The 18,571-nt window shown below is 72.0% G+C and carries 18 protein-coding genes and 1 tRNA gene; 11 read left to right on the top strand and 8 right to left on the bottom strand.

Going from position 1 to position 18,571, the window contains the following annotated elements; genetic code table 11:
- The first annotated feature begins 54 nt into the window (after positions 1–54).
- The 5 genes from H7A69_RS17620 (at position 55) to H7A69_RS07485 (ending at position 6,309) form a co-directional block, all read left to right on the top strand.
- Complete coding sequence (locus H7A69_RS17620; RefSeq protein WP_182046488.1) at positions 55–2,049, top strand: S1C family serine protease; 1,995 nt, start codon at positions 55–57, stop codon at positions 2,047–2,049.
- Positions 2,050–2,249: 200 nt separating this feature from the next.
- On the top strand, positions 2,250–3,293 hold the full coding sequence (locus tag H7A69_RS07500; RefSeq protein WP_182046487.1) for a glycosyltransferase family 2 protein: 1,044 nt from the start codon (positions 2,250–2,252) through the stop codon (positions 3,291–3,293).
- 1 nt (position 3,294) lies between these two features.
- A complete protein-coding gene (locus H7A69_RS07495) occupies positions 3,295–4,119 on the top strand; it encodes a CDP-alcohol phosphatidyltransferase family protein (RefSeq protein WP_411469355.1) in 825 nt (274 codons plus the stop codon).
- Complete coding sequence (locus tag H7A69_RS07490) at positions 4,116–5,024, top strand: glycosyltransferase family 2 protein (RefSeq protein ID WP_182046485.1); 909 nt, start codon at positions 4,116–4,118, stop codon at positions 5,022–5,024. The genes H7A69_RS07495 and H7A69_RS07490 overlap by 4 nt, the downstream gene beginning before the upstream one ends.
- Before the next feature lie 52 nt (positions 5,025–5,076).
- The gene (locus H7A69_RS07485; protein WP_182046484.1) at positions 5,077–6,309 is read left to right on the top strand and encodes a CDP-glycerol glycerophosphotransferase family protein; all 1,233 of its coding nucleotides are present in this window, start codon (positions 5,077–5,079) and stop codon (positions 6,307–6,309) included.
- Between the two features lie 26 nt (positions 6,310–6,335).
- On the opposite strand, the gene H7A69_RS07480 is transcribed toward H7A69_RS07485, so the two are convergent.
- From H7A69_RS07480 to H7A69_RS07465, 4 genes are all read right to left on the bottom strand, one after another.
- A complete protein-coding gene (locus H7A69_RS07480; protein ID WP_069711610.1) occupies positions 6,336–6,647 on the bottom strand; it encodes a hypothetical protein in 312 nt (103 codons plus the stop codon).
- A 108-nt stretch (positions 6,648–6,755) separates the two neighbouring features.
- Positions 6,756–7,526, bottom strand: coding sequence for an ABC transporter ATP-binding protein (locus tag H7A69_RS07475; RefSeq protein WP_182046483.1), 771 nt, complete (start codon positions 7,524–7,526; stop codon positions 6,756–6,758).
- On the bottom strand, positions 7,526–8,350 hold the full coding sequence (locus H7A69_RS07470; protein WP_182046482.1) for an ABC transporter permease: 825 nt from the start codon (positions 8,348–8,350) through the stop codon (positions 7,526–7,528). Before H7A69_RS07470 ends, H7A69_RS07475 begins: the two co-directional genes overlap by 1 nt.
- A gap of 43 nt (positions 8,351–8,393) precedes the next feature.
- A complete protein-coding gene (locus tag H7A69_RS07465) occupies positions 8,394–9,089 on the bottom strand; it encodes an NTP transferase domain-containing protein (protein ID WP_069711608.1) in 696 nt (231 codons plus the stop codon).
- Between the two features lie 298 nt (positions 9,090–9,387).
- On the opposite strand from H7A69_RS07465, the gene H7A69_RS07460 reads away from it, so the two are divergent.
- The 3 genes from H7A69_RS07460 to H7A69_RS07450 all read left to right on the top strand — a co-directional run bounded on the left by H7A69_RS07460 (position 9,388) and on the right by H7A69_RS07450 (position 12,478).
- Complete coding sequence (locus tag H7A69_RS07460; protein WP_259346129.1) at positions 9,388–10,545, top strand: ABC transporter ATP-binding protein; 1,158 nt, start codon at positions 9,388–9,390, stop codon at positions 10,543–10,545.
- A complete protein-coding gene (locus H7A69_RS07455; RefSeq protein WP_182046481.1) occupies positions 10,521–12,092 on the top strand; it encodes an ABC transporter permease in 1,572 nt (523 codons plus the stop codon). Before H7A69_RS07460 ends, H7A69_RS07455 begins: the two co-directional genes overlap by 25 nt.
- Before the next feature lie 125 nt (positions 12,093–12,217).
- A complete protein-coding gene (locus H7A69_RS07450) occupies positions 12,218–12,478 on the top strand; it encodes a DUF3039 domain-containing protein (RefSeq protein WP_092384164.1) in 261 nt (86 codons plus the stop codon).
- 18 nt (positions 12,479–12,496) lie between these two features.
- Here the strand turns inward: H7A69_RS07450 and H7A69_RS07445 are convergent, their stop codons facing one another.
- Positions 12,497–13,786 carry a nicotinate phosphoribosyltransferase gene (locus H7A69_RS07445; RefSeq protein WP_182046480.1) on the bottom strand — a complete coding sequence of 430 codons (1,290 nt, stop codon included), beginning with the start codon at positions 13,784–13,786 and terminating at the stop codon, positions 12,497–12,499.
- Positions 13,787–13,879: 93 nt separating this feature from the next.
- On the opposite strand from H7A69_RS07445, the gene murI reads away from it, so the two are divergent.
- The 3 genes from murI to rdgB are packed head-to-tail and all read left to right on the top strand — an operon-like array spanning position 13,880 to position 16,043.
- Positions 13,880–14,725, top strand: coding sequence for a glutamate racemase (gene murI, locus H7A69_RS07440; protein ID WP_182046479.1), 846 nt, complete (start codon positions 13,880–13,882; stop codon positions 14,723–14,725).
- Positions 14,722–15,453, top strand: a complete 732-nt coding sequence (gene rph, locus H7A69_RS07435) for a ribonuclease PH (RefSeq protein ID WP_182046478.1) — start codon at positions 14,722–14,724, stop codon at positions 15,451–15,453. The genes murI and rph overlap by 4 nt, the downstream gene beginning before the upstream one ends.
- Positions 15,450–16,043 carry an RdgB/HAM1 family non-canonical purine NTP pyrophosphatase gene (gene rdgB, locus H7A69_RS07430; protein ID WP_182046477.1) on the top strand — a complete coding sequence of 198 codons (594 nt, stop codon included), beginning with the start codon at positions 15,450–15,452 and terminating at the stop codon, positions 16,041–16,043. The genes rph and rdgB overlap by 4 nt, the downstream gene beginning before the upstream one ends.
- Positions 16,044–16,186: 143 nt before the next feature.
- Here the strand turns inward: rdgB and H7A69_RS07425 are convergent, their stop codons facing one another.
- The 3 genes from H7A69_RS07425 to H7A69_RS07415 all read right to left on the bottom strand — a co-directional run bounded on the left by H7A69_RS07425 (position 16,187) and on the right by H7A69_RS07415 (position 18,524).
- Positions 16,187–16,900 carry a DedA family protein gene (locus tag H7A69_RS07425; RefSeq protein ID WP_182046476.1) on the bottom strand — a complete coding sequence of 238 codons (714 nt, stop codon included), beginning with the start codon at positions 16,898–16,900 and terminating at the stop codon, positions 16,187–16,189.
- A gap of 139 nt (positions 16,901–17,039) precedes the next feature.
- A tRNA-Leu gene (locus tag H7A69_RS07420) sits at positions 17,040–17,120 on the bottom strand.
- Between the two features lie 81 nt (positions 17,121–17,201).
- Positions 17,202–18,524, bottom strand: a complete 1,323-nt coding sequence (locus tag H7A69_RS07415; protein WP_182046475.1) for an MFS transporter — start codon at positions 18,522–18,524, stop codon at positions 17,202–17,204.
- Positions 18,525–18,571: the final 47 nt, after the last annotated feature.

Here is an 18,571-nt window from a genome sequence, read left to right as displayed (position 1 = left end):
CACCGCACAGGTGGGTCCGGAAGACTGCACGAGCTTGAAAGGAGCACGTCCAGCATGACCGACACCACGCCTCACGGCCAGGGCGACGAGAACCGCCCCCAGGACACCGACCACCGGGCCGCAGCCGAGGACGCCGCGCGCGACACCTCCGGCGACGGCACGTCGGCGCCGGACTTCTCCCAGGAGCCGAACTCGCGCCCCACGGACCACGACCACACCGACGTCATCGGCCACGGTCGCGCCGACGAGACCGACGTCATCTCGACGCCGGGGGACCACCCGACCGACCGGTACACGGCGCCCTACCCGACGATCGGCGGCCGGTCGGACACCGACTCGCAGCAGACGAGCCCGTACGGGTCGGACAACGGCCACCACGGCCAGCAGCAGTACGGGCAGAGCCAGTACGGCCAGGACCAGGGTCAGTACGGCCAGGGCCAGTACGGCCAGGACCAGGGTCAGTACGGCCAGGGCCAGTACGGCCAGGACCAGGGCCAGTACGGCCAGAGCCGGTACGGCCAGGACCAGGGCCAGTACGGCCAGAGCCAGGGTCAGTACGGGCAGAGCCAGTACGGCCAGAGCCAGGGTCAGTACGGCCAGGACCAGTACGGCCAGCCGCGCTACGGCGAGTACGCACAGGGCGACTCCCGGTACGGCACGACCCACGACGCCCAGTACCCGGGCAGCGCCCAGTACCCGAGCAGCGCCCAGTACCCCGGCTCCGCCCAGGCCCCGGCCTCCGCCAGCGCCTTCGGCGACGTCGACGGCTCGAACCAGCGCAACGGCCACTACTTCGGCGGTGCCGCCACGGGCGCCGCGGCGGGAGCAGCCGCCGGTTCGACGACGAAGCAGCGTGAGGGCCGCAACAAGCTCGTCCTGCCGATCGTCGCCGGCCTCGTCCTCGCCGGCCTCGTCGGCGGTGGCGCCGGCTGGGCTGCGGGTGCGTCGCACGGCGGCAGCGGCACCGTCGTCGGTTCCGGCTCGTCGCAGAGCGGTGGCAACCTCACGGTCAACGACTACAACAACGCCACCGTGGTCACCGCGGTCGCCGCACAGGCCACCCCGTCCGTCGTCACGATCAACGTGTCGTCGGGCTCTGCGGGCGGCACCGGCTCCGGCGTCGTGTTCAGCAAGGACGGCTACATCGTCACGAACACCCACGTGGTGACGCTCGACGGCGACAGCGCGAACGGCACCATCACCGTGACGACGTCCGACGGCAAGATCTACCCGGCGAAGCTCGTCGGCACGGACCCGACCGTCGACCTCGCCGTCATCAAGATCGACGCGACCGACATGAAGCCGATCTCGTTCGCCGACTCGTCCGACCTCAACGTCGGCGACACCGCGGTCGCGATCGGTGCACCGCTCGGCCTGTCCAACACCGTCACCGACGGCATCGTGTCGACCCTCGACCGCAGCATCCAGGTCGCGTCGAGCGCCCCCAGCCAGGGCGGCGACTCGAACGAGGGCGGCAACGGCAACGGCAGCCCGTTCGAGTTCCCGGGCAACGGTGGCGGCTCCGGCACCAAGACCACGGTCTCGCTCCCGGTCATCCAGACCGACGCGCCGATCAACCCGGGCAACTCGGGTGGTGCGCTGCTCGACTCCAAGGGCAAGCTCATCGGCATCAACGTGGCGATCGCGAGCGCCGGCAGCTCCCAGTCGTCCGACTCGCAGTCGGGCAGCATCGGCGTCGGCTTCTCGATCCCGTCGAACCTGGTGGAGCGGGTCGCGAACGAGATCCGCGAGAACGGGTCCGCCACGCACGGCCTCCTCGGCGCGACGGTGGGCGACGCCTCCGAGGACGCCAACGCCACCCAGATGGGCGCGCTCATCAAGTCGGTGTCGTCCGGCGGCGCGGCGGCCGACGCCGGCCTCCAGAAGGGCGACGTCGTCACGAAGATCGGGTCCGCGACCGTCTCCGACGCGACCGACCTCACCGCGCAGGTCCGTTACTTCGCGGGTGGCGCGAAGACGACGATCACCTACGTGCGCGGCGGGGAGACCCGCGAGACGAACGTGACGCTCGGCACCTACAAGGGCTGACGCGGGACACGACGGACGGGAGGCGCGGTGCCGGCTGGCACCGCGCCTCCCGTCCGTCGTTCCCGTCGTCCGGTGCTGTGCACGGGTGCCAGGAGCGGCGCAGGTGGGCGCTCCGGCCGCTTGATAGGCTCAGGGCTGCTCTCCGGGGCGGTGCCCCGTCGTGGTGCGCCCCGCGCACCAGCCCCGATCCCGAGGACCGCATGCAGACAGACGGACAGCCCCTGCCCGGGGTCTCGTACGTGATGCCGGTGCTCAACGAGGTCACCGAGGTCCGCGCAGCGGTCGCGAGCCTGCTCGAGCAGGACTACGCCGGCCCGTTCGAGGTCATCCTCGCCCTCGGCCCGTCGATCGACGGCACGAACGAGCTGGTCGCGGAGATGAGCGCCGCCGATCCCCGCGTCCGCGCGGTCGAGAACGTCGTCGGCTCGACGCCAGCCGGCCTGAACGTCGCCATCCGGGCGTCGGTGCACCCCGTCGTGATCCGCGTCGACGCGCACTCGGTGCTGCCGGCCGACTACACGCGCACCGCGGTCCGCGTGCTGCTCGAGTCCGGTGCCGACAACGTCGGCGGCATCATGCACGCCGAGGGGCGGACGCCGTTCGAGCGCGCAGTGGCCCTGGCCTACGGCAGCCGCGTCGGACTGGGTGGCACGCCCCACCACGTCGGTGGGAAGGCCGGTCCGGCCGAGACCGCGTACCTGGGCGTCTTCCGGCGCGAGCGCCTGTTCGAGGTCGGCCTGTTCGACGAGGGCATCAAGCGCGGGCAGGACTGGGAGCTGAACCGGCGTCTCCGCCAGACCGGTGGCACGGTGTGGTTCACCCCCGAGCTCGTCGTGACCTACCGTCCGCGGCCGAGTCTGCGACGGCTCGGTCGGCAGTTCGTGGCCACCGGCCTGTGGCGCGGGGAGCTCGCCCGCCGGTTCCCCGCGAACAACGGGCTGCGGTACTTCGTGCCCCCGGCGATGGTCGCCGCGATGGGCCTCGGTGTCCTCGCCGGCATCGTCGGGATCGTGGGTACCGTGCTCGGGTCCCCGGTCGCCTGGGCGATGCTCGGGTTCGTCGTCCCGGCGGTCTACCTCGTCTTCGTCGTGCTCGGTGCCGTCCTCGTGGCGCGGCGCTCGGGCCCGTCGACCATGCTCTGGCTGATCGTCGTGCTCCCGTGCATCCACGTCGGCTGGGGGATCGGCTTCATCATCGGGTTCCTCACCCGGACCTCCGAGCTGACCACGCACACGGGACGGTGACCTGACCTTGACCGACGACACCACCGGCCGCGGCAGCGCCCGGCCCTCCTCGATCGCGGAGCTCCGCGCGGTCGCCCAGCCGGACGAGGTCCGCTCGCGCGCGAACGCGGAGCACTGGACGGCGTCGCTGTACCTGCGCGACGTCTCCCCGTACCTGACCTGGCTGCTGCTGAGGACGCGGGTCTCGGCGAACCAGGTGACCGGCCTCATGATCCTGGTCGGCTGGAGCGTCGCCGCCGCACTGCTGATCCCGGGGATCTGGGGGGCGCTGCTCGCCCTCGTGCTCGGACAGCTGCAGATGCTCGTCGACTGCTGCGACGGCGAGGTCGCGCGGTGGCGGGGCACCCGGTCGCCGGCCGGCGTGTTCCTCGACAAGGTCGGGCACTACACGACCGAGGGGCTCATCCCGATCGCGCTCGGCGTCCGGGCGGCTACGTGGCCGATCCACGGTGCGGACTGGATGTGGACGACCATCGGCTGCGCCCTCGGACTCGTGATCGTGCTCAACAAGGCGCTCAACGACATGGTGCACGTCGCCCGTGCGAACGCCGGGCTCGAGAAGCTCGTCGACCGCCGTGACGCCGGCACCGTGCCCTCCGGTCGGCGGCTCGCGTCGCTCCGCAAGGCCGCGCGCTTCCTGCCGTTCCACCGGCTGTACCACTCGGTCGAGCTGTCGATCCTGGCGTTCGTCTTCGCCCTGCTCGGACTGGTGATCGGCCATCCGCTCGCCGACCGGATCCTCGTCGGCGCGCTGCTGCCGCTCGCGGTCCTGGCGACCGCCGGACACTTCCTTGCGATCATCTCGTCGAAGCGGGTCCGGGCGTGACGCCCGGCACGACCCGGCGCCACGCGGTCCCGCACCGCGAGCGGCCCCGCATCGCCGTCGTCAGCCTGTCGCAGGGTACCCGGCCGGACGACCTCCGCCGGGGCCTGGAGAGCGTCCTCGCACAGCAGGACGTCGAGCTCGACTTCGTCTGCGTCGGCAACGGCTGGGCGCCCACCGGTCTGCCGGAGGGCGTGCGTGCGCTCGCACTGCCGGAGAACGTCGGGATCCCGGCCGGTCGCAACGCCGGCGCCGAGGTCGTGGACGGCGACCACGTGTTCTTCCTCGACGACGACGCCTCGATCCCGTCGCCGACCTTCCTGCGCGACGCCGTCGCGCTGTTCGAACGGGACCCGTCGCTCGGACTCGTGCAGCCCCGGGTGGTCGACCCGACCGGTGTCGCCAACCCCCGCCGCTGGGTGCCGCGCATCCGGAAGGGCGCACCGACGGACTCGTCGCCGGTGTTCTCCGTCTGGGAGGGCGCCGTGGTCCTGCCGATGGACGTCTACCGCGCGGTCGGCGGCTGGGGTGCGCCGTACTTCTACGCGCACGAGGGCATCGAGCTCGCGTGGCGCGTCTGGGACGCCGGTCGACGCGCCTGGTACGCCGGGGACCTCGTCGCCCACCACCCCGCGATCGACCCCGCTCGGCACACCGAGTACATCCGGCTGAACGCCCGGAACCGAGTGTTCCTCGCCCGTCGCAACCTGCCCGCGGTGCTCCGTCCGCTGTACGTCGGCTCGTGGGCCGCGATCCAGGTCGCGCGCTGGTGGCGACACCCCGGACGACTGCGCACCTGGTTCGCCGGCGTGCGCGAGGGCTGGACCGCCGACTGCGGTGCGGCGCACACGATGGGGTGGTTGACCATCGGCCGGATGACGCTGGCGGGTCGCCCGCCGGTCGTCTGACCGCGGCCACTCCGGAGCCCGACAGCACCACCGACGTACCCTGAGGACCACCATGCCCGTCATGAAGGACATCCGGACCGCCATCCGCCTCGCCCAGCGCCTGGTGGCTTCGCGACGCAGTCGTCGCGAACTCGCCCGACGGCTGCCGTCCGTGCCCGCCCTCGCACCGGGATCGATCGAGATCGCGGTGTACTTCGCCGACGGCCCGGTGAACATGTACCAGGTGCGGCAGTGGTACGCCCCGCTGGCCGAGCTCGCCGCCGAGCACCCGGTGGCCATCGTCTCCCGCAGTCCCGGCACCATGACCACGCTGCTCGACGAGTCGCCCGTCCCCGTGGTGTACGCCCGTCAGGTCGTCGACCTCGAACGGTTCGTCGACGAGCAGGCTCCGAAGATCGTCCTGTACGTCAACCAGAACGCCCGCAACTTCCAGATGATGCGGTACGGCCGCATGTGGCACGTCTTCGTCAACCACGGCGAGAGCGACAAGATGTACATGACGACGAACCAGTTCAAGGCGTACGACCACGCCCTGATCGCGGGTGACGCGGCACGCGAGCGGCTGGCCGCGGCGCTCTGGGGCTACGACGTCGACGCGCGGACGACCGCCATCGGCCGCCCGCAGGCGGACCACTTCGCCGGTGCCGTGCCCTACCCCGCGGACGACCGCACGGTCGTGCTCTACGCCCCGACGTGGGAGGGCGACCGGGCGGCAGCGGCCTACGGGTCGATCGCGACGCACGGCGTGACGCTCGCGGAGCGGCTGCTGGCGTCCCCGCGACACCGGCTCGTCTACCGGCCGCACCCGCGCAGCGGCGTGCTCGACCCGGTCTACCGCGCCGCGCACGAGCGCATCGTCGCCGCGATCACGACGGCGAACGCGGCCGATCCGGCGGCCCACCACGTGTACGACGACGGGCCCGAGCTCGGGTGGCAGCTCGCCGACGCCGACGTCGCCGTGACGGACATCAGCGCGATGATCTACGACCGGCTGGCCGTCGGGAAGCCGCTCATCGTGACACGGCCGGCCGCCCCGGGCGCCGACGTCGACGAGCGTGGGTACCTCGGCGACGCGGACTGGTTGCACGCCGCCGACGCGGGGGACGTCGTCGCCCGGGTGGACGCTGCCGCGACCGACGCGGAGGAGCTCGCGAAGCTCCGGCGCTGGGTGCAGCACTACTTCGGCGACACCACGCCGGGCGTGGCGACCGCCCGCCTGCACGCCGCGGTGGACCAGCTGGTGGCTCGCTGGCACGACGAGGCGGCGGCGCGCGGCGTGTCCTGACGGCACGGCGTCGGCCGTGCCGGCCGTCAGGAGGCGAGTCCGACCAGACGGTCACCGACGAGCGACATCCGCCAGAGGTACTCGGAGCGGTCGGGACGTCGCCACCGGACGACGACGATGCCGGTCTGCTCGGGGTCGGCACCGAAGACCGCGATGGACAGCGAGCGCCCGGGGTCGAGCTGGTTCACGGCGAGCGGCGGGCAGTACCCGTTGCCGAGGTGGGTGAGCGAGATCGCGTGGAGCGGTTCGGAGCCGGTGTTCACCAGGTCGTAGCGACGTGGTGCCCGGGATCGGTCGACGGTGAACGGGACTGCGTATGCCGTTGGTGGGTGGTGCATGGGCGACACGCTAGGGGGAGGGGCCGACGTCGGGGGCCTCGGGAGACCGGTGCGCCGGTCGGCCTGTGGAGGAGCGTCGGACGGCTCCCGGTGTGGAGGAGTGGTGGGTCAGGCGCCGTGGTCCGCGGCGTACCGGGCGAGCGCCGCCTCGATGGTGTCGTCGAGCTGCAGCCGGCCCTTGTCGAGGTACAGGCCGCGGTCGCAGAACCGGCGGAGGTCCTTGTCGCTGTGCGAGACGAAGAAGAGCGTCCGGCCCGCGGCGAGCAGCTCCTCGATGCGCTTGTAGCACTTCTCGCGGAAGCCCTTGTCGCCCACCGCGAGGACCTCGTCGACCAGGATGACGGGTTCGTCGAGCCGCGAGATGACCGCGAACGCGATGCGCACCTTCATGCCGCTGGACAGGTGCTTGTACGGGGTGTCGACGAAGTCGCCGATCTCCGCGAAGGCGATGATCTCGTCGAACGCCGCGCGGATCTCGGCCCGGGACATGCCGTGCAGACCGGCCGTGAGCCAGACGTTGTCGCGCACCGACAGGTCGCCGACGAAGCCGCCCGTGATCTCGATGAGCGGGGCGACGCCCGCGTTCACCTGCACCCGGCCCTCGTCCGGGAGCATGACCTGCGCGACGAGCTTGAGCAGGGTCGACTTGCCCTGGCCGTTCCGACCGACCACGCCGATGGCCTCGCCCGGACGGACGTCGAACGAGACGTCCCGGAGCGCCCAGAACTCGTCCGCGCGCTTCCGACGGTCGCTGCCGGCGAAGAGGTCCTTGAAGCTCCGGCTCGCGCGCCGGTTCCGCTTGAACCGGATGCCCGCGTCGCGCACCGAGATGACGGGAGCGACCGTGATCGAGGGCGCGGTCCGGTCGGTGGTGGTCATCACAGCTCCTTCAGCACGCGGTGCTCGCTCCGCCGGAACACGACCAGCCCGACGACCAGCACGACGACGGTGACGACGACCGACACCCCGACCTCGAACCAGTTGAGCTGGTTCGGGAAGAAGGCCGATCGGTAGATCCCGAAGATGCCGCTCAGCGGGTTGAGCGCCGCGATGTCGCGCAGACGGTCGGGGAGCGCGTGCGTGCCGTAGATGATCGGCGACGCGTAGAAGAGGAAGCGCAGCACGAGCTTGACGGCCCGCTCGAGGTCGCGGAAGAACACGACGAGCGGCGCGACGATCAGGCCGAGGCCGTAGACCAGCGCGCACTGCAGGACGATGGCGAGGGGGTACAGCGCGAGCTCCCAGTGCACGGTCGCCCCGGTCGCGATCGCGAACACCGCGAGCACCGGCAGGCTGAGGAGGAACTCGATCCCCTTCGACGCGTCGACGCGTGCCACCCAGATGCTCCGGGGGATGGTCGTCGACCGGATGAGCTTGCTCTCCTTGATGAAGGCACGCGTCGAGTCGGACACCGCCCCCGTGAACCACATCCACGGCAGCAGGGCCGACAGGAGGAAGACGATGTACGGTTCCTCGCCGACCGACCCGCGGTGGAAGACCTGGGTGAAGACGAACCAGTAGATCGCCGACATCACCAGCGGATCGAGGATCGACCAGAAGTACCCGAGTGCCGACGTGGAGTACCGGACCCGCAGGTCACGGACCGTCAGCAGCCAGAGCGCCTGACGGTAGCGCCGACCGGCGCTCCGGGACGACGGCGGAGCGGTCGTCGCGGGCACGGTCGGCGCACTCGCTGTGGTCACGGCTTCCCTCCGGGCGGTACCGCCGAGGGACCCTGACGGTGGCTCAGGCGAACAGCTCGTTCGCGCGCTCGAGGTCCTCGGCGAAGTCGATCTCGACCGCGTACAGGTCGGAGATGTCGATCGGCGACCAGCGTAGCCCGTCCTCGGCGATGGCTGCCTCGATGCCGCCCTCGAAGTACTCCTGGTCGTCCACGCGGCCGAGCTGGCGGATCAGTGCCTGCTTGTCCTGCGAGGAGACGTAGTTGATGCCGACGGCCTCGCCGAGACCGCCCACGACCTGCTTCGACAGCTTGTGGATGCACCCGTCCGCGTCGACGGTGTACTTGACCTCCTCGTCGGAGACCTTGTCGGTGTTGACGCTGACGAAGGAGCGGTCCTGGTCCATCATGTCGGCGGCACGCACGAGGGCGCGCGGGTCGAACACGACGTCGCCGTTCATCCAGAGGACACCGCTCTTGCCGGTCGCCTTGAGGGCGCGCAGCAGGCTCTTCGAGGTGTTCGTGGAGTCGTAGGACTCGTTGTAGACGAAGTTCGCCTCGGGGAAGGCCTCGACGATGTACTCGGACTTGTACCCGACGACGATCGTGACCCGGGCGCTCGACCCGAAGGCGGCGCGGATGTTGTCGAACTGCTGCTGCATGATGGTGCGGCCGTCGCTGAGTTCGGTCAGCGGCTTCGGCAGGCTGCGGCCGAGGCGGCTGCCCATCCCCGCGGCGAGGATGACGATCTGCGTGGTCATGCTGGTCCCTTCCGGTGTCCGCCCGCACGCCCCGGAGGGCGCGGGCGGGCCTCGTCAGTGTGCTCGCGCAACGTCCGAGTTCTCCGAGAACGTCCGGGAACCGCGCCTTCCGGCGGGCGACGAATCGATCGGGGAACCCCGCGCGAGCAGGTTTCCAAGTGGTGAACACTCCGTCGTGCCCTGGTGAATGATACGGAACGAGCGGCCGTCGGGGTACGTCCCGACGCGATTCGTGCCCGTTTCGTGACTCGGGTGTCCGGCGTCCGCGGTGTCCGGAACGCGTTGGTACGGTTGGGCCGTGGCTGCAGCTGATGACGACGACGTGTACGCGACGTCCGACGCCGCCTGGACGACCGAGGCGGACGACCAGGCCGGGGACGCCGCCGACGACGTGGGGGACGGGGATGCGCGCGACGCCTCCGATGGTGACGAGATGACCGACGAGCAGACGGCCGCACCCGCGCCGGCTCGCACACCGCGGAAGGGCAAGGGGAAGGGGAAGGGCCGTGCGTCCCGACCCGCCGGACCGGGCGCCGCCGCCACGACGGGACGCGGTGACGGCTCCGTCGTCCCGGCCGACGCGACCACCGGGGCGGAGGACGACGGAGCCGCCGCTGGCGCAGCGGGCCGGAAGCGCACGCCGAAGCGCCAGCCGACCGCGACCGCGACGGCAGCGCAGGCGGCGCAGCCGCAGCAGCCCGTCGTGCTGCGCGCGAGCGGCCTCGTGAAGCGCTACGGGCAGACCCTCGCCGCGGACGAGGTGGACCTGGAGATCCGCCAGGGCTCGATCTTCGGCGTCGTCGGACCGAACGGCGCGGGCAAGACCACGACGCTCTCCATGGTCACCGGACTGCTGCGTCCGGACGCCGGGACGGTGACCGTGCTCGACCACGACGTCTGGTCCGACCCGACCGCGGCGAAGCGCGCCCTCGGTGTCCTGCCCGACCGGCTGCGCCTGTTCGACCGGCTGACCGGCGGACAGCTGCTGCAGTACTCGGCGACCCTCCGCGGCCTGGACGGTGCGACCGCTCGGGAGCGCAGCGCCGACCTCGCCGAGGCGTTCGGCCTGGGGGAGGCACTCGGTCGCCAGGTCGCCGACTACTCGGTGGGCATGGCGAAGAAGATCGCCCTCGCCGCGACGCTCATCCACTCGCCCCGCGTGCTCGTGCTCGACGAACCGTTCGAGTCCGTCGACCCGGTGAGCGCGGCGACGATCACGGACATCCTGCGCCGCTACACGCGCGGCGGCGGGACCGTGGTGCTCTCGAGCCACTCCATGGAGCTCGTCCAGCGCACGTGCGACTCGGTCGCGATCATCGTCGGCGGCCGCGTCCTGGCCTCCGGCACGATGGCGCAGGTCCGCGGTCGTCGGAGCCTCGAGGACAAGTTCGTCGAACTCGCGGGCGGCCGCGTCGTGGCAGAGAGCATGGAATGGTTGCACAGCTTCTCCGACTGAGGGTCGACCTGCTCGCGGGCGAGGTCCGCGGCGGTGCCCGTCGGTCCGTGCTCGTCGTGCTCGGCAGCCTCCTCGGCCTGCTCGCCGCGGTGTTCGTCGCCGGCGAGCTGCTCGCCCTGCGCGCCGCCCCCGTCGAGGTGGCGCGCTCGATCGCGGTGCCCGTCGGCACCTTCGTCTCCGTCGCGTTCACGCTCGTGCCGCTCGTCGTCGGACGCAGCGACCAGTTCGACCCGCGGCGCTTCGCGGTCTTCGGCATCGACCGGCGTCGCCTCGTCGTCGGTCTCGCCGTCGCCGGACTCGTCGGGGTCCCGGTGCTCGCGGTCGCGATCGTCGCCGTCGGCCAGGTCGGTGCGTGGTCGCGCAGCGGCGGGACCGCCGTCCTCGCGACCCTCGCCGCCCTGCTCGCCGTCGCGACGTGCGCACTGCTCGTGCGGGTCGGCTGCGCGGTCGGTGCCGTGTTCGTCGGCCCGCAGCGCTCCCGCGACGCCGGCTGGCTCGCCGCGCTCGTGATCGTGGTGCTCGGGCTCCCCGTCGTCTCGCTCCTGCTCCGCTCCGACTGGCTCGACCCCGCGAGCAGCGAGCTGCGCCGGGTCGCCGACGTGGCCGGGTGGACCCCGTGGGGTGCGGCCTGGGCGGTGCCCGCGGACGTCGCGAGCGGCCGGGTGGGCGAGGGCGTGCTCAAGCTGCTCGTCGCACTCGTCGTCGTCGCCCTGCTCGCGTGGGCGTGGTGGGCACTCGTCGGGCGTGCGCTCGAGGCCGTCGACGGTCGTGCGTCCACCCGCCGCTACCGCGGCCTCGGCTGGTTCGACGCGCTCGGGTCGAGTCCGCTCGGTGCCGTGGCCGCCCGCGCCCTGACCTACTGGGCCCGCGATCCGCGGTACCGGATGTCGTACCTGGTCATCCTGTTCGTGCCGATCGTCGTGCTGCCCCTCGGCGTCGCCGGCGTCCCGTGGCACTGGACGGCGCTCGTCCCGCTGCCGATCATGGCCCTCATCGCGGGCTTCCTGCCGCACAACGACGTCTCCTACGACAACACCGCGGTCTGGCTGCACGTCGCGTCCGGCGCCCCCGGGTGGAGCGACCGACTCGGTCGACTCGTGCCGGTGCTCGTCGTCGGGTTGCCCCTGGTCGTCGCCGGCGCGGCCGTCTCGGCGCGGCTCTTCGGTGACCAGACCGCCTTCCCGGTGCTGACCGGCATCGCCGTCTGCGCACTGCTCGCCGGGCTCGGCCTGTCCAGCATCGTCTCCGTGGCCCTGCCCTACCCGACGGTCCGACCCGGCGACCACCCGTTCCAGCAGCCGCAGGCGGCCGGGACGACCGCGATGGTGGCGCAGACCACGATGGTCGTCGGGATCCTGCTGTCGCTGGTGCCCGCGGTCTGGCTGGCCGTGCTCACCGCGGTCGAGGGGCCGGAACCCTGGGCGCTCGCCACCCTCGTGGTCGGCTGCGCCGTGGGCCTGCTCGTCCTCGCGGTGGGCGTCGCCGTCGGCGGCCGCCTCTTCGACCGGCACGGTCCGGACCTGCTCGCGGCGGCCCAGCGGAACTGAGCGGTACGCGTGGGAGGGGACGCGTCGCCGTCCCGTGACCACCCACCGGACGGGAGGCGCGTGGCGGGCCCGCCACGCGCCTCCCGTCCGTCGCGGCCGCAGCCGCACCGTCGTACCCTGGTGACATGAGCATGACCGAACCCGGCGGCGGCCTCGACGTGATGGACCGCGAACTCGAGAAGCTCCTCGAGGAAGAGGCGATCGAGCCCGGTGACCACGAGCGCTTCTCGCACTACGTCAAGAAGGACAAGATCCTGCAGTCGGCCCTCACCGGCAAGCCCGTCAAGGCGCTCTGCGGCAAGAAGTGGATCCCGGGCCGTGACCCCGAGAAGTTCCCGGTGTGCCCGGACTGCAAGGCGATCTACGAGAAGATGAAGGCCGAGTAACCGGGCCCGCTGCCCCGCTCAGATCACCAGGGTCGGGATCGCCGGGTCGCCGCGTCCGATGCGTGATGCGTCCGCCGGCAGCTCCGCCTTCGCGCGCTCGTGGTGCGCCCGTGCGGCCTCGACGCCGGCGACCCCGAGGAACGCCGGGTCGACCTCGCCGTGCTCGACCACCGGGACGAGCAGCGAGCGCTCGTCCGGGCCGACGCGGCCGGAGGTCAGCACGACCTCGGCCGTGGCGATGCCGTTGCGGAGTCGACGGCCGGCCTCCTTGCGTCCGCCGGTCGAGGCCTTGTCCGCCGACTTCTTCGCGACCGGGACCCACTCGTCGCAGGACGGCGTCTGGTGGGCGACCAGCTTGAACACCATGCCCGCCGCCGGGTGGCCCGAGCCGGACACCACGCTCGTGCCGACGCCGTAGGAGTCGACCGGGGCGGCCCGCAGCGCGGCGATCGTGTACTCGTCGAGGTCGTTCGTGACCGTGATCTTCGTGGCGGTGGCACCGAGGCGGTCGAGCTGTGCCCGCACCGACGCGACCACGCTCGGCAGGTCCCCGCTGTCGATGCGCACCGCGCCGAGCCGGCCGTCCGTCAGCCGGACCGCGGTCTCGACGGCCGCCTCGATGTCGTACGTGTCGACGAGCAGGGTGGTCCCGTCGCCGAGGGCGTCGAGCTGGGAGCGGAACGCGGCCTCCTCGGAATCGTGCAGGAGCGTGAAGGCGTGCGCCGCGGTGCCCATGGTCGGGATGCCCCAGGTGCGGCCGGCCTCGAGGTTGCTCGTCGCGCCGAACCCGGCGATGTACGCGGCTCGGGCGGCGGCGACGGCGTTCCACTCGCCCGTGCGGCGCGAGCCCATCTCGGCGAGCGGACGGCCGTCGGCGGCGGAGACCATGCGGGCCGCGGCGCCGGCGATGGCGGAGTCGGCGTTGAAGACGCTCAGCGCGAGGGTCTCGAGGACGACGGCCTCGGCGAAGGTGCCCTCGACCTGCAGGACGGGGGAGTTCGGGAAGAACACCTCGCCCTCGCGGTAGGCGCGGACGTCGCCGGTGAAGCGGTAGTCGGCGAGCCAGCGAGCGGTGCCCTCGTCGATCACGTTGCGGTCCCGGAGGAAGCCGATCTCGTCGTCGCCGAACCGGAACTCGGTGAGGGCGGTGAGGAAGCGGCCGAGACCCGCGGCGACCCCGTACCGGCGGCCGTCGGGGAGGCGGCGGGAGAACACCTCGAAGACGCAGCGTCGATCGGCGGTGCCGTCCTTGAGGGCCGCGTCGACCATCGTGAGCTCGTACTGGTCGGTGAGGAGTGCGGTGGTCACGCTCCCGACACTAGTGACGCGGAGGTGGGTGCGGCTGCGGCGCGCGGTCGGGACCGGTGGGGGTGCCCCGGCGCGGCTCGGTACGCTGGTGCGGTGACGGATGCACCGATCGGAGTCTTCGACAGCGGCGTCGGTGGGCTCACGGTGGCGCGGGCGATCATCGACCAGTTGCCCCGCGAGAGCATCCGGTACGTGGGGGACACCGCTCACTCGCCCTACGGCCCGAAGCCCATCGCCGACGTGCGGCGCTACGCGCTCGAGGTGATGGACGACCTCGTCGACCAGGGCGTCAAGGCGCTCGTGATCGCGTGCAACACCGCGTCGTCGGCCGTGCTGCGGGACGCGCGGGAACGGTACGAGCAGGCCTACGGCATCCCCGTCGTCGAGGTCATCCAGCCCGCGGCCCGGGCAGCGGTGAAGCAGACCCGCACCGGTCGCGTCGGCGTGATCGGCACGGTGGGGACGATCGCCTCGCGGGCGTACGAGGACGCCTTCGCGGTGGCCGCCGACGTCGACCTGACCGTGGCCGCCTGCCCGCGGTTCGTCGAGTTCGTCGAGGCGGGCGACACGTCGTCGCCGGCGCTCCGCGAGGTCGCGGCGCAGTACCTCGCGCCGATCCGTGCCGCCGACGTCGACACGCTCGTGCTCGGCTGCACGCACTACCCGCTCATGTCCGCGGCGATCCAGTACGTGATGGGCCCGGACGTGACGCTCGTCTCGAGTGCCGAGGAGACGGCGAACGACGTCTACCGCCGGCTCGTGGAACACGGACTCGAACGCACCAGCCCCGAACCGCCGACCTACGCGTTCGAGGCGACGGGCGACGACGGCAACGGCTTCATCCGGCTCGCCCGGCGCTTCCTCGGACCCGAGGTCTCGAGCGTCGGACACCTCCAGACAGGGGCGATCACGCTGCCCCGCACCGAAAGGACCCCATGAGCACCCGCATCGACGGCCGCAGCGCCACCGACCACCGTCCGGTCAGCATCGAGCGGGGGTGGAGCACGCAGGCCGAGGGCAGCGCGCTCATCTCGTTCGGCAACACGAAGGTGCTCTGCACGGCGTCCTTCACGAACGGGGTGCCGCGCTGGATGGCGGGCAAGGGCTCGGGCTGGGTGACGGCGGAGTACTCGATGCTGCCCCGCTCGACGAACGAGCGCATGCAGCGTGAGTCGATCAAGGGCAAGGTCGGCGGCCGGACGCACGAGATCTCGCGCCTGATCGGCCGGTCGCTGCGTGCCGTGGTCGACATGAAGGGCCTCGGCGAGAACACCCTCGTGCTCGACTGCGACGTGCTGCAGGCCGACGGGGGCACCCGCACGGCGTCGATCACGGGCGCGTACGTCGCCATGGTCGACGCGATCGAGTGGGGTCGCGACAAGGGCTTCATCGCGAAGAAGGCCACGCCGCTGACCGACAGCGTGCAGGCGATCTCGGTCGGCATCGTCAAGGGGGAGCCGATGCTCGACCTGGCGTACACCGAGGACTCGGCGGCCGACACCGACATGAACATCGTCACGACCGGCTCCGGGAAGTTCATCGAGGTGCAGGGCACCGCCGAGCACGCGCCGTTCGACCGCGCGGAGCTCGACACGCTGCTCGACCTCGGGCTCGCGGGCAACCGGTCGCTCGCCGCCGTCCAGCGGGATGCGCTGGGGCTGGCGTGACCGGGCGCACCGTCGTCCTGGCGACGCACAACCAGGGCAAGGTCGTCGAGCTCCGCGGGATCCTCGGCGAGGCGCTCGGCGAGGGGGTCGAGCTCGTCGGCTACGACGGCCCGGAGCCGGTCGAGGACGGCGACACCTACGCGGCGAACGCGCTGATCAAGGCGCGCGCGGCCGTCGCGCACACCGGGCTGCCGGCGCTCGCCGACGACTCGGGCATCGCGGTCGACGCCCTCGAGGGCGCGCCCGGCATCCACTCCGCCCGCTACGCGGGGACCCGGGTGGACGCCGACAACATCGCGCTCCTGCTCCGGAACCTGGAGGGTGTCGTCGAGCGCACCGCGGCCTTCGTCTGCGCGGCGGCCTTCGTCACCCCCGACGGCACCGAGCACCTGTTCGAGGCGGTGTGGAACGGGGAGGTCCTGACGGAGCCGGTCGGCGACGGCGGGCACGGGTACGACCCGGTCTTCCACCCGGACGACGCGGAGGGTTCGGCGGCGCAGCTGACCCGCGAGGAGAAGAACGCGCTGTCGCACCGCTCGAAGGCGTTCCGGGGGATCGCGCCGATCGTGCGGGAGTACTTCGGGGTCTGACCGGCCGGGCCCGCACACGCGAGACGCCCCCGGACGTACGAGACGCCCCCGGTTCCGGGGGCGTCTCGGTCTGCGTGTGGCGTCTCGGCGGTCGTGGGGCGTCTCGCCACTCGGCGTCCGTCCGCGGGGGCTCCGTCAGCGGATCAGGGGCGAGCCGTGCCGTCGGTCGGGGTCTGCGCCGCCTGCTCGGCCTCGGCGGCGTGCTTCGCCTTCCGCGCCGTCCGCCAGTAGTGCAGCCCCGCGGGGACGACCGTGACGACCACCGCGAGGATGAGGATCACGTCGATGTAGTTGCGCACGACGTACGCGATCGGCGGGATGTACCCGAGGAAGTACCCCAGGAAGGTCACCCCGACGCCCCAGATCACTGCACCGATCGCGTTGTAGAGCGAGTACTTCTTGTAGTTCATCCGCCCGACGCCGGCCGCGATCGGCGCGAAGGTGCGCACGACGGGGACGAAGCGGGCGAGGATCACCGCGAGGGGCCCGAACCGGTGGAAGAACGCGTTCGTCCGGTCGACGTTCTCCTTGGAGAACAGGCCGCTCTCCTTGCGCTCGAAGATCGGCGGCCCCGCCTTCTTGCCGATGTAGTAGCCGAGCTCGCCGCCGAGGAAGGCCGCGGCACCGATCATGAGCGCCGCGACCCAGATCGGGATGCCGCCGATGGAGCCGCCCCGGTCGAAGGCGAACAGGCCGGTGATGACGAGGAGGCTGTCACCGGGGAAGACGAAGCCGATCAGCAGACCGGTCTCGGCGAAGACGATGGCGCAGACCACGAGCACGGCGATGGCCCCGAAGTGGTCGAGGATGTACTGCGGGTCCAGCCAGGGGATGAGTGCGAGAGCGACGGAGTGCATGGTTCTTCCGGTCGTGGAGACGGCGGGCACGGGGAGACTCCCGCGGAACGAGGGTACCGCCCGGGACCGTGGCGGCCATCCGTCGGAAGTGTGACTCCACCGATGATGCGGAAGGCCGAGGGTGCGGAACGGCCGAGGGTGCGGAAGGAGGGACTCGAACCCTCACGCCTGGGGCACAGGAACCTAAATCCTGCGTGTCTACCGATTCCACCACTCCCGCGAGCAGCGGCAGTCTACCGAGCGCGACGGACGGGGCGGGGTCGGGCCGCGCCTCCAGGCCGACCGACCGGACCGCGCACGCTCAACGCAGCCGACGCGGCAGGTACCGCGGCACGTACCGGAGCAGCACGCCCGCGCCGACCAGGCCGAGCACGCCCATCACGCCGCTCGCGAGCGCCAGCGACGCGACGGCGGTGACGCCGGAGATGACGAGCGGCGCCGCCGCCGACCCGAAGTCGCCGGTGAAGCGCCAGGCCCCGAGGAACGGAGCGGGGTTGCCCCGTGGCGCGAGGTCGGCACCGAGCGTCATGAGGATCCCGCTGCCGACGCCGTTCGCCAGCGACATGCCGATCGCGATGCCGACGAACCACCCGACCCTCGCGTCCAGGTGGCCGCTCCACGCGAGCAGGAAGTAGCTGACCGCCAGTCCGAGCATGCACGGCAACGCGCTCGCGAGACGGCCCCAGCGGTCCATGATCTGCCCGCTCGTGTAGAAGAGCGCGAAGTCGACCGCGCCGGCGATGCCGATGACCAGCGCTGCCGACGCGTCGTCGAGACCGACGCTCACCGCCCAGAGGGGCAGGATGACCTGCCGCCCGGCGCGGAGCGCGCCGATGAGCGCCGCGCCGCTGCCGAGCCGCGCGAGGACGGCGCGGTTCTCGCGGATGGTGCGGAAGAGGCCGTGGGCCTCGCGTTCGACGAACTGCGCGCCGGTGTCGGTGGGCGGTTCGTCGGGGTGCGGCTCGGGTGCGCCGGTCCGGCCCGTCCCGTCGGGGGCGTGCTCCGGACGGGAGGCGCGGCTCGGCAACCGCAGACCGCGCACGCCGGTCGCGGGGTCGCGCAGGACGAGGAGCACCACCGCCGCCGCGAGGCAGCAGACGACGTGGATCCAGAACGCGCTCTGCGTGGTGCCGGTGAGGTGCACGACGCCGGCCGAGACGAACGGGCCGACGAAGTAGCCGAAGCGGAAGACGCCGCCGAGGCTGGAGAGGGCGCGCGCGCGGATCCGCAGCGGGATGGCGGTCGTCATGTAGGCGTGCCGGGCGAGCGCGAACACCGCGGTGGAAACACCGACGAGGAACACCCCGAGCGCGAGCACCCACGCGTTCGGCGCGACCACGCAGACGAGCAGACCGACGACGGACACCACGGCAGCGCCCATCATCGCGTTCCGCTCGCCGATCCGTCCGACGACGACCCCCGACGGCACGTCCCCGATGAGCTCGCCGACCAGGATGAGCGCGGCGACGAAGCCCGCGAACGCCAGGCTCGCGCCGAGCGAGTCCGCCGCGATCGGGATGATCGGGATGATCGCGCCCTCGCCGATCGCGAAGAGCGCCGCGGGCAGGAACCCGGACAGCAGGACACCGCGGCGGTCGAAGGGGGCGTTCGCGGTGCTCGTCATCGAGCACCACGGTACGCCCGTCGTCGGCGTCGGCTTACCCTGGATGC

Source organism: Curtobacterium sp. ME26, assembly GCF_903970945.1.
GTDB lineage: Bacteria > Actinomycetota > Actinomycetes > Actinomycetales > Microbacteriaceae > Curtobacterium > Curtobacterium citri.
This window is presented reverse-complemented; position numbering and strand designations above follow the sequence as displayed.

Bases quoted from the DNA above. Each gene is read 5' to 3' on its own strand.
- H7A69_RS17620 (WP_182046488.1), top strand. From the start codon at position 55: ATGACCGACACCACGCCTCACGGCCAGGGCGACGAGAACCGCCCCCAG.
- H7A69_RS07500 (WP_182046487.1), top strand. From the start codon at position 2,250: ATGCAGACAGACGGACAGCCCCTGCCCGGGGTCTCGTACGTGATGCCG.
- H7A69_RS07485 (WP_182046484.1), top strand. From the start codon at position 5,077: ATGCCCGTCATGAAGGACATCCGGACCGCCATCCGCCTCGCCCAGCGC.
- H7A69_RS07480 (WP_069711610.1), bottom strand. From the start codon at position 6,647: ATGCACCACCCACCAACGGCATACGCAGTCCCGTTCACCGTCGACCGA.
- H7A69_RS07475 (WP_182046483.1), bottom strand. From the start codon at position 7,526: ATGACCACCACCGACCGGACCGCGCCCTCGATCACGGTCGCTCCCGTC.
- H7A69_RS07465 (WP_069711608.1), bottom strand. From the start codon at position 9,089: ATGACCACGCAGATCGTCATCCTCGCCGCGGGGATGGGCAGCCGCCTC.
- H7A69_RS07455 (WP_182046481.1), top strand. From the start codon at position 10,521: ATGGTTGCACAGCTTCTCCGACTGAGGGTCGACCTGCTCGCGGGCGAG.
- H7A69_RS07450 (WP_092384164.1), top strand. From the start codon at position 12,218: ATGAGCATGACCGAACCCGGCGGCGGCCTCGACGTGATGGACCGCGAA.
- rph (WP_182046478.1), top strand. From the start codon at position 14,722: ATGAGCACCCGCATCGACGGCCGCAGCGCCACCGACCACCGTCCGGTC.
- H7A69_RS07425 (WP_182046476.1), bottom strand. From the start codon at position 16,900: ATGCACTCCGTCGCTCTCGCACTCATCCCCTGGCTGGACCCGCAGTAC.
- H7A69_RS07415 (WP_182046475.1), bottom strand. From the start codon at position 18,524: ATGACGAGCACCGCGAACGCCCCCTTCGACCGCCGCGGTGTCCTGCTG.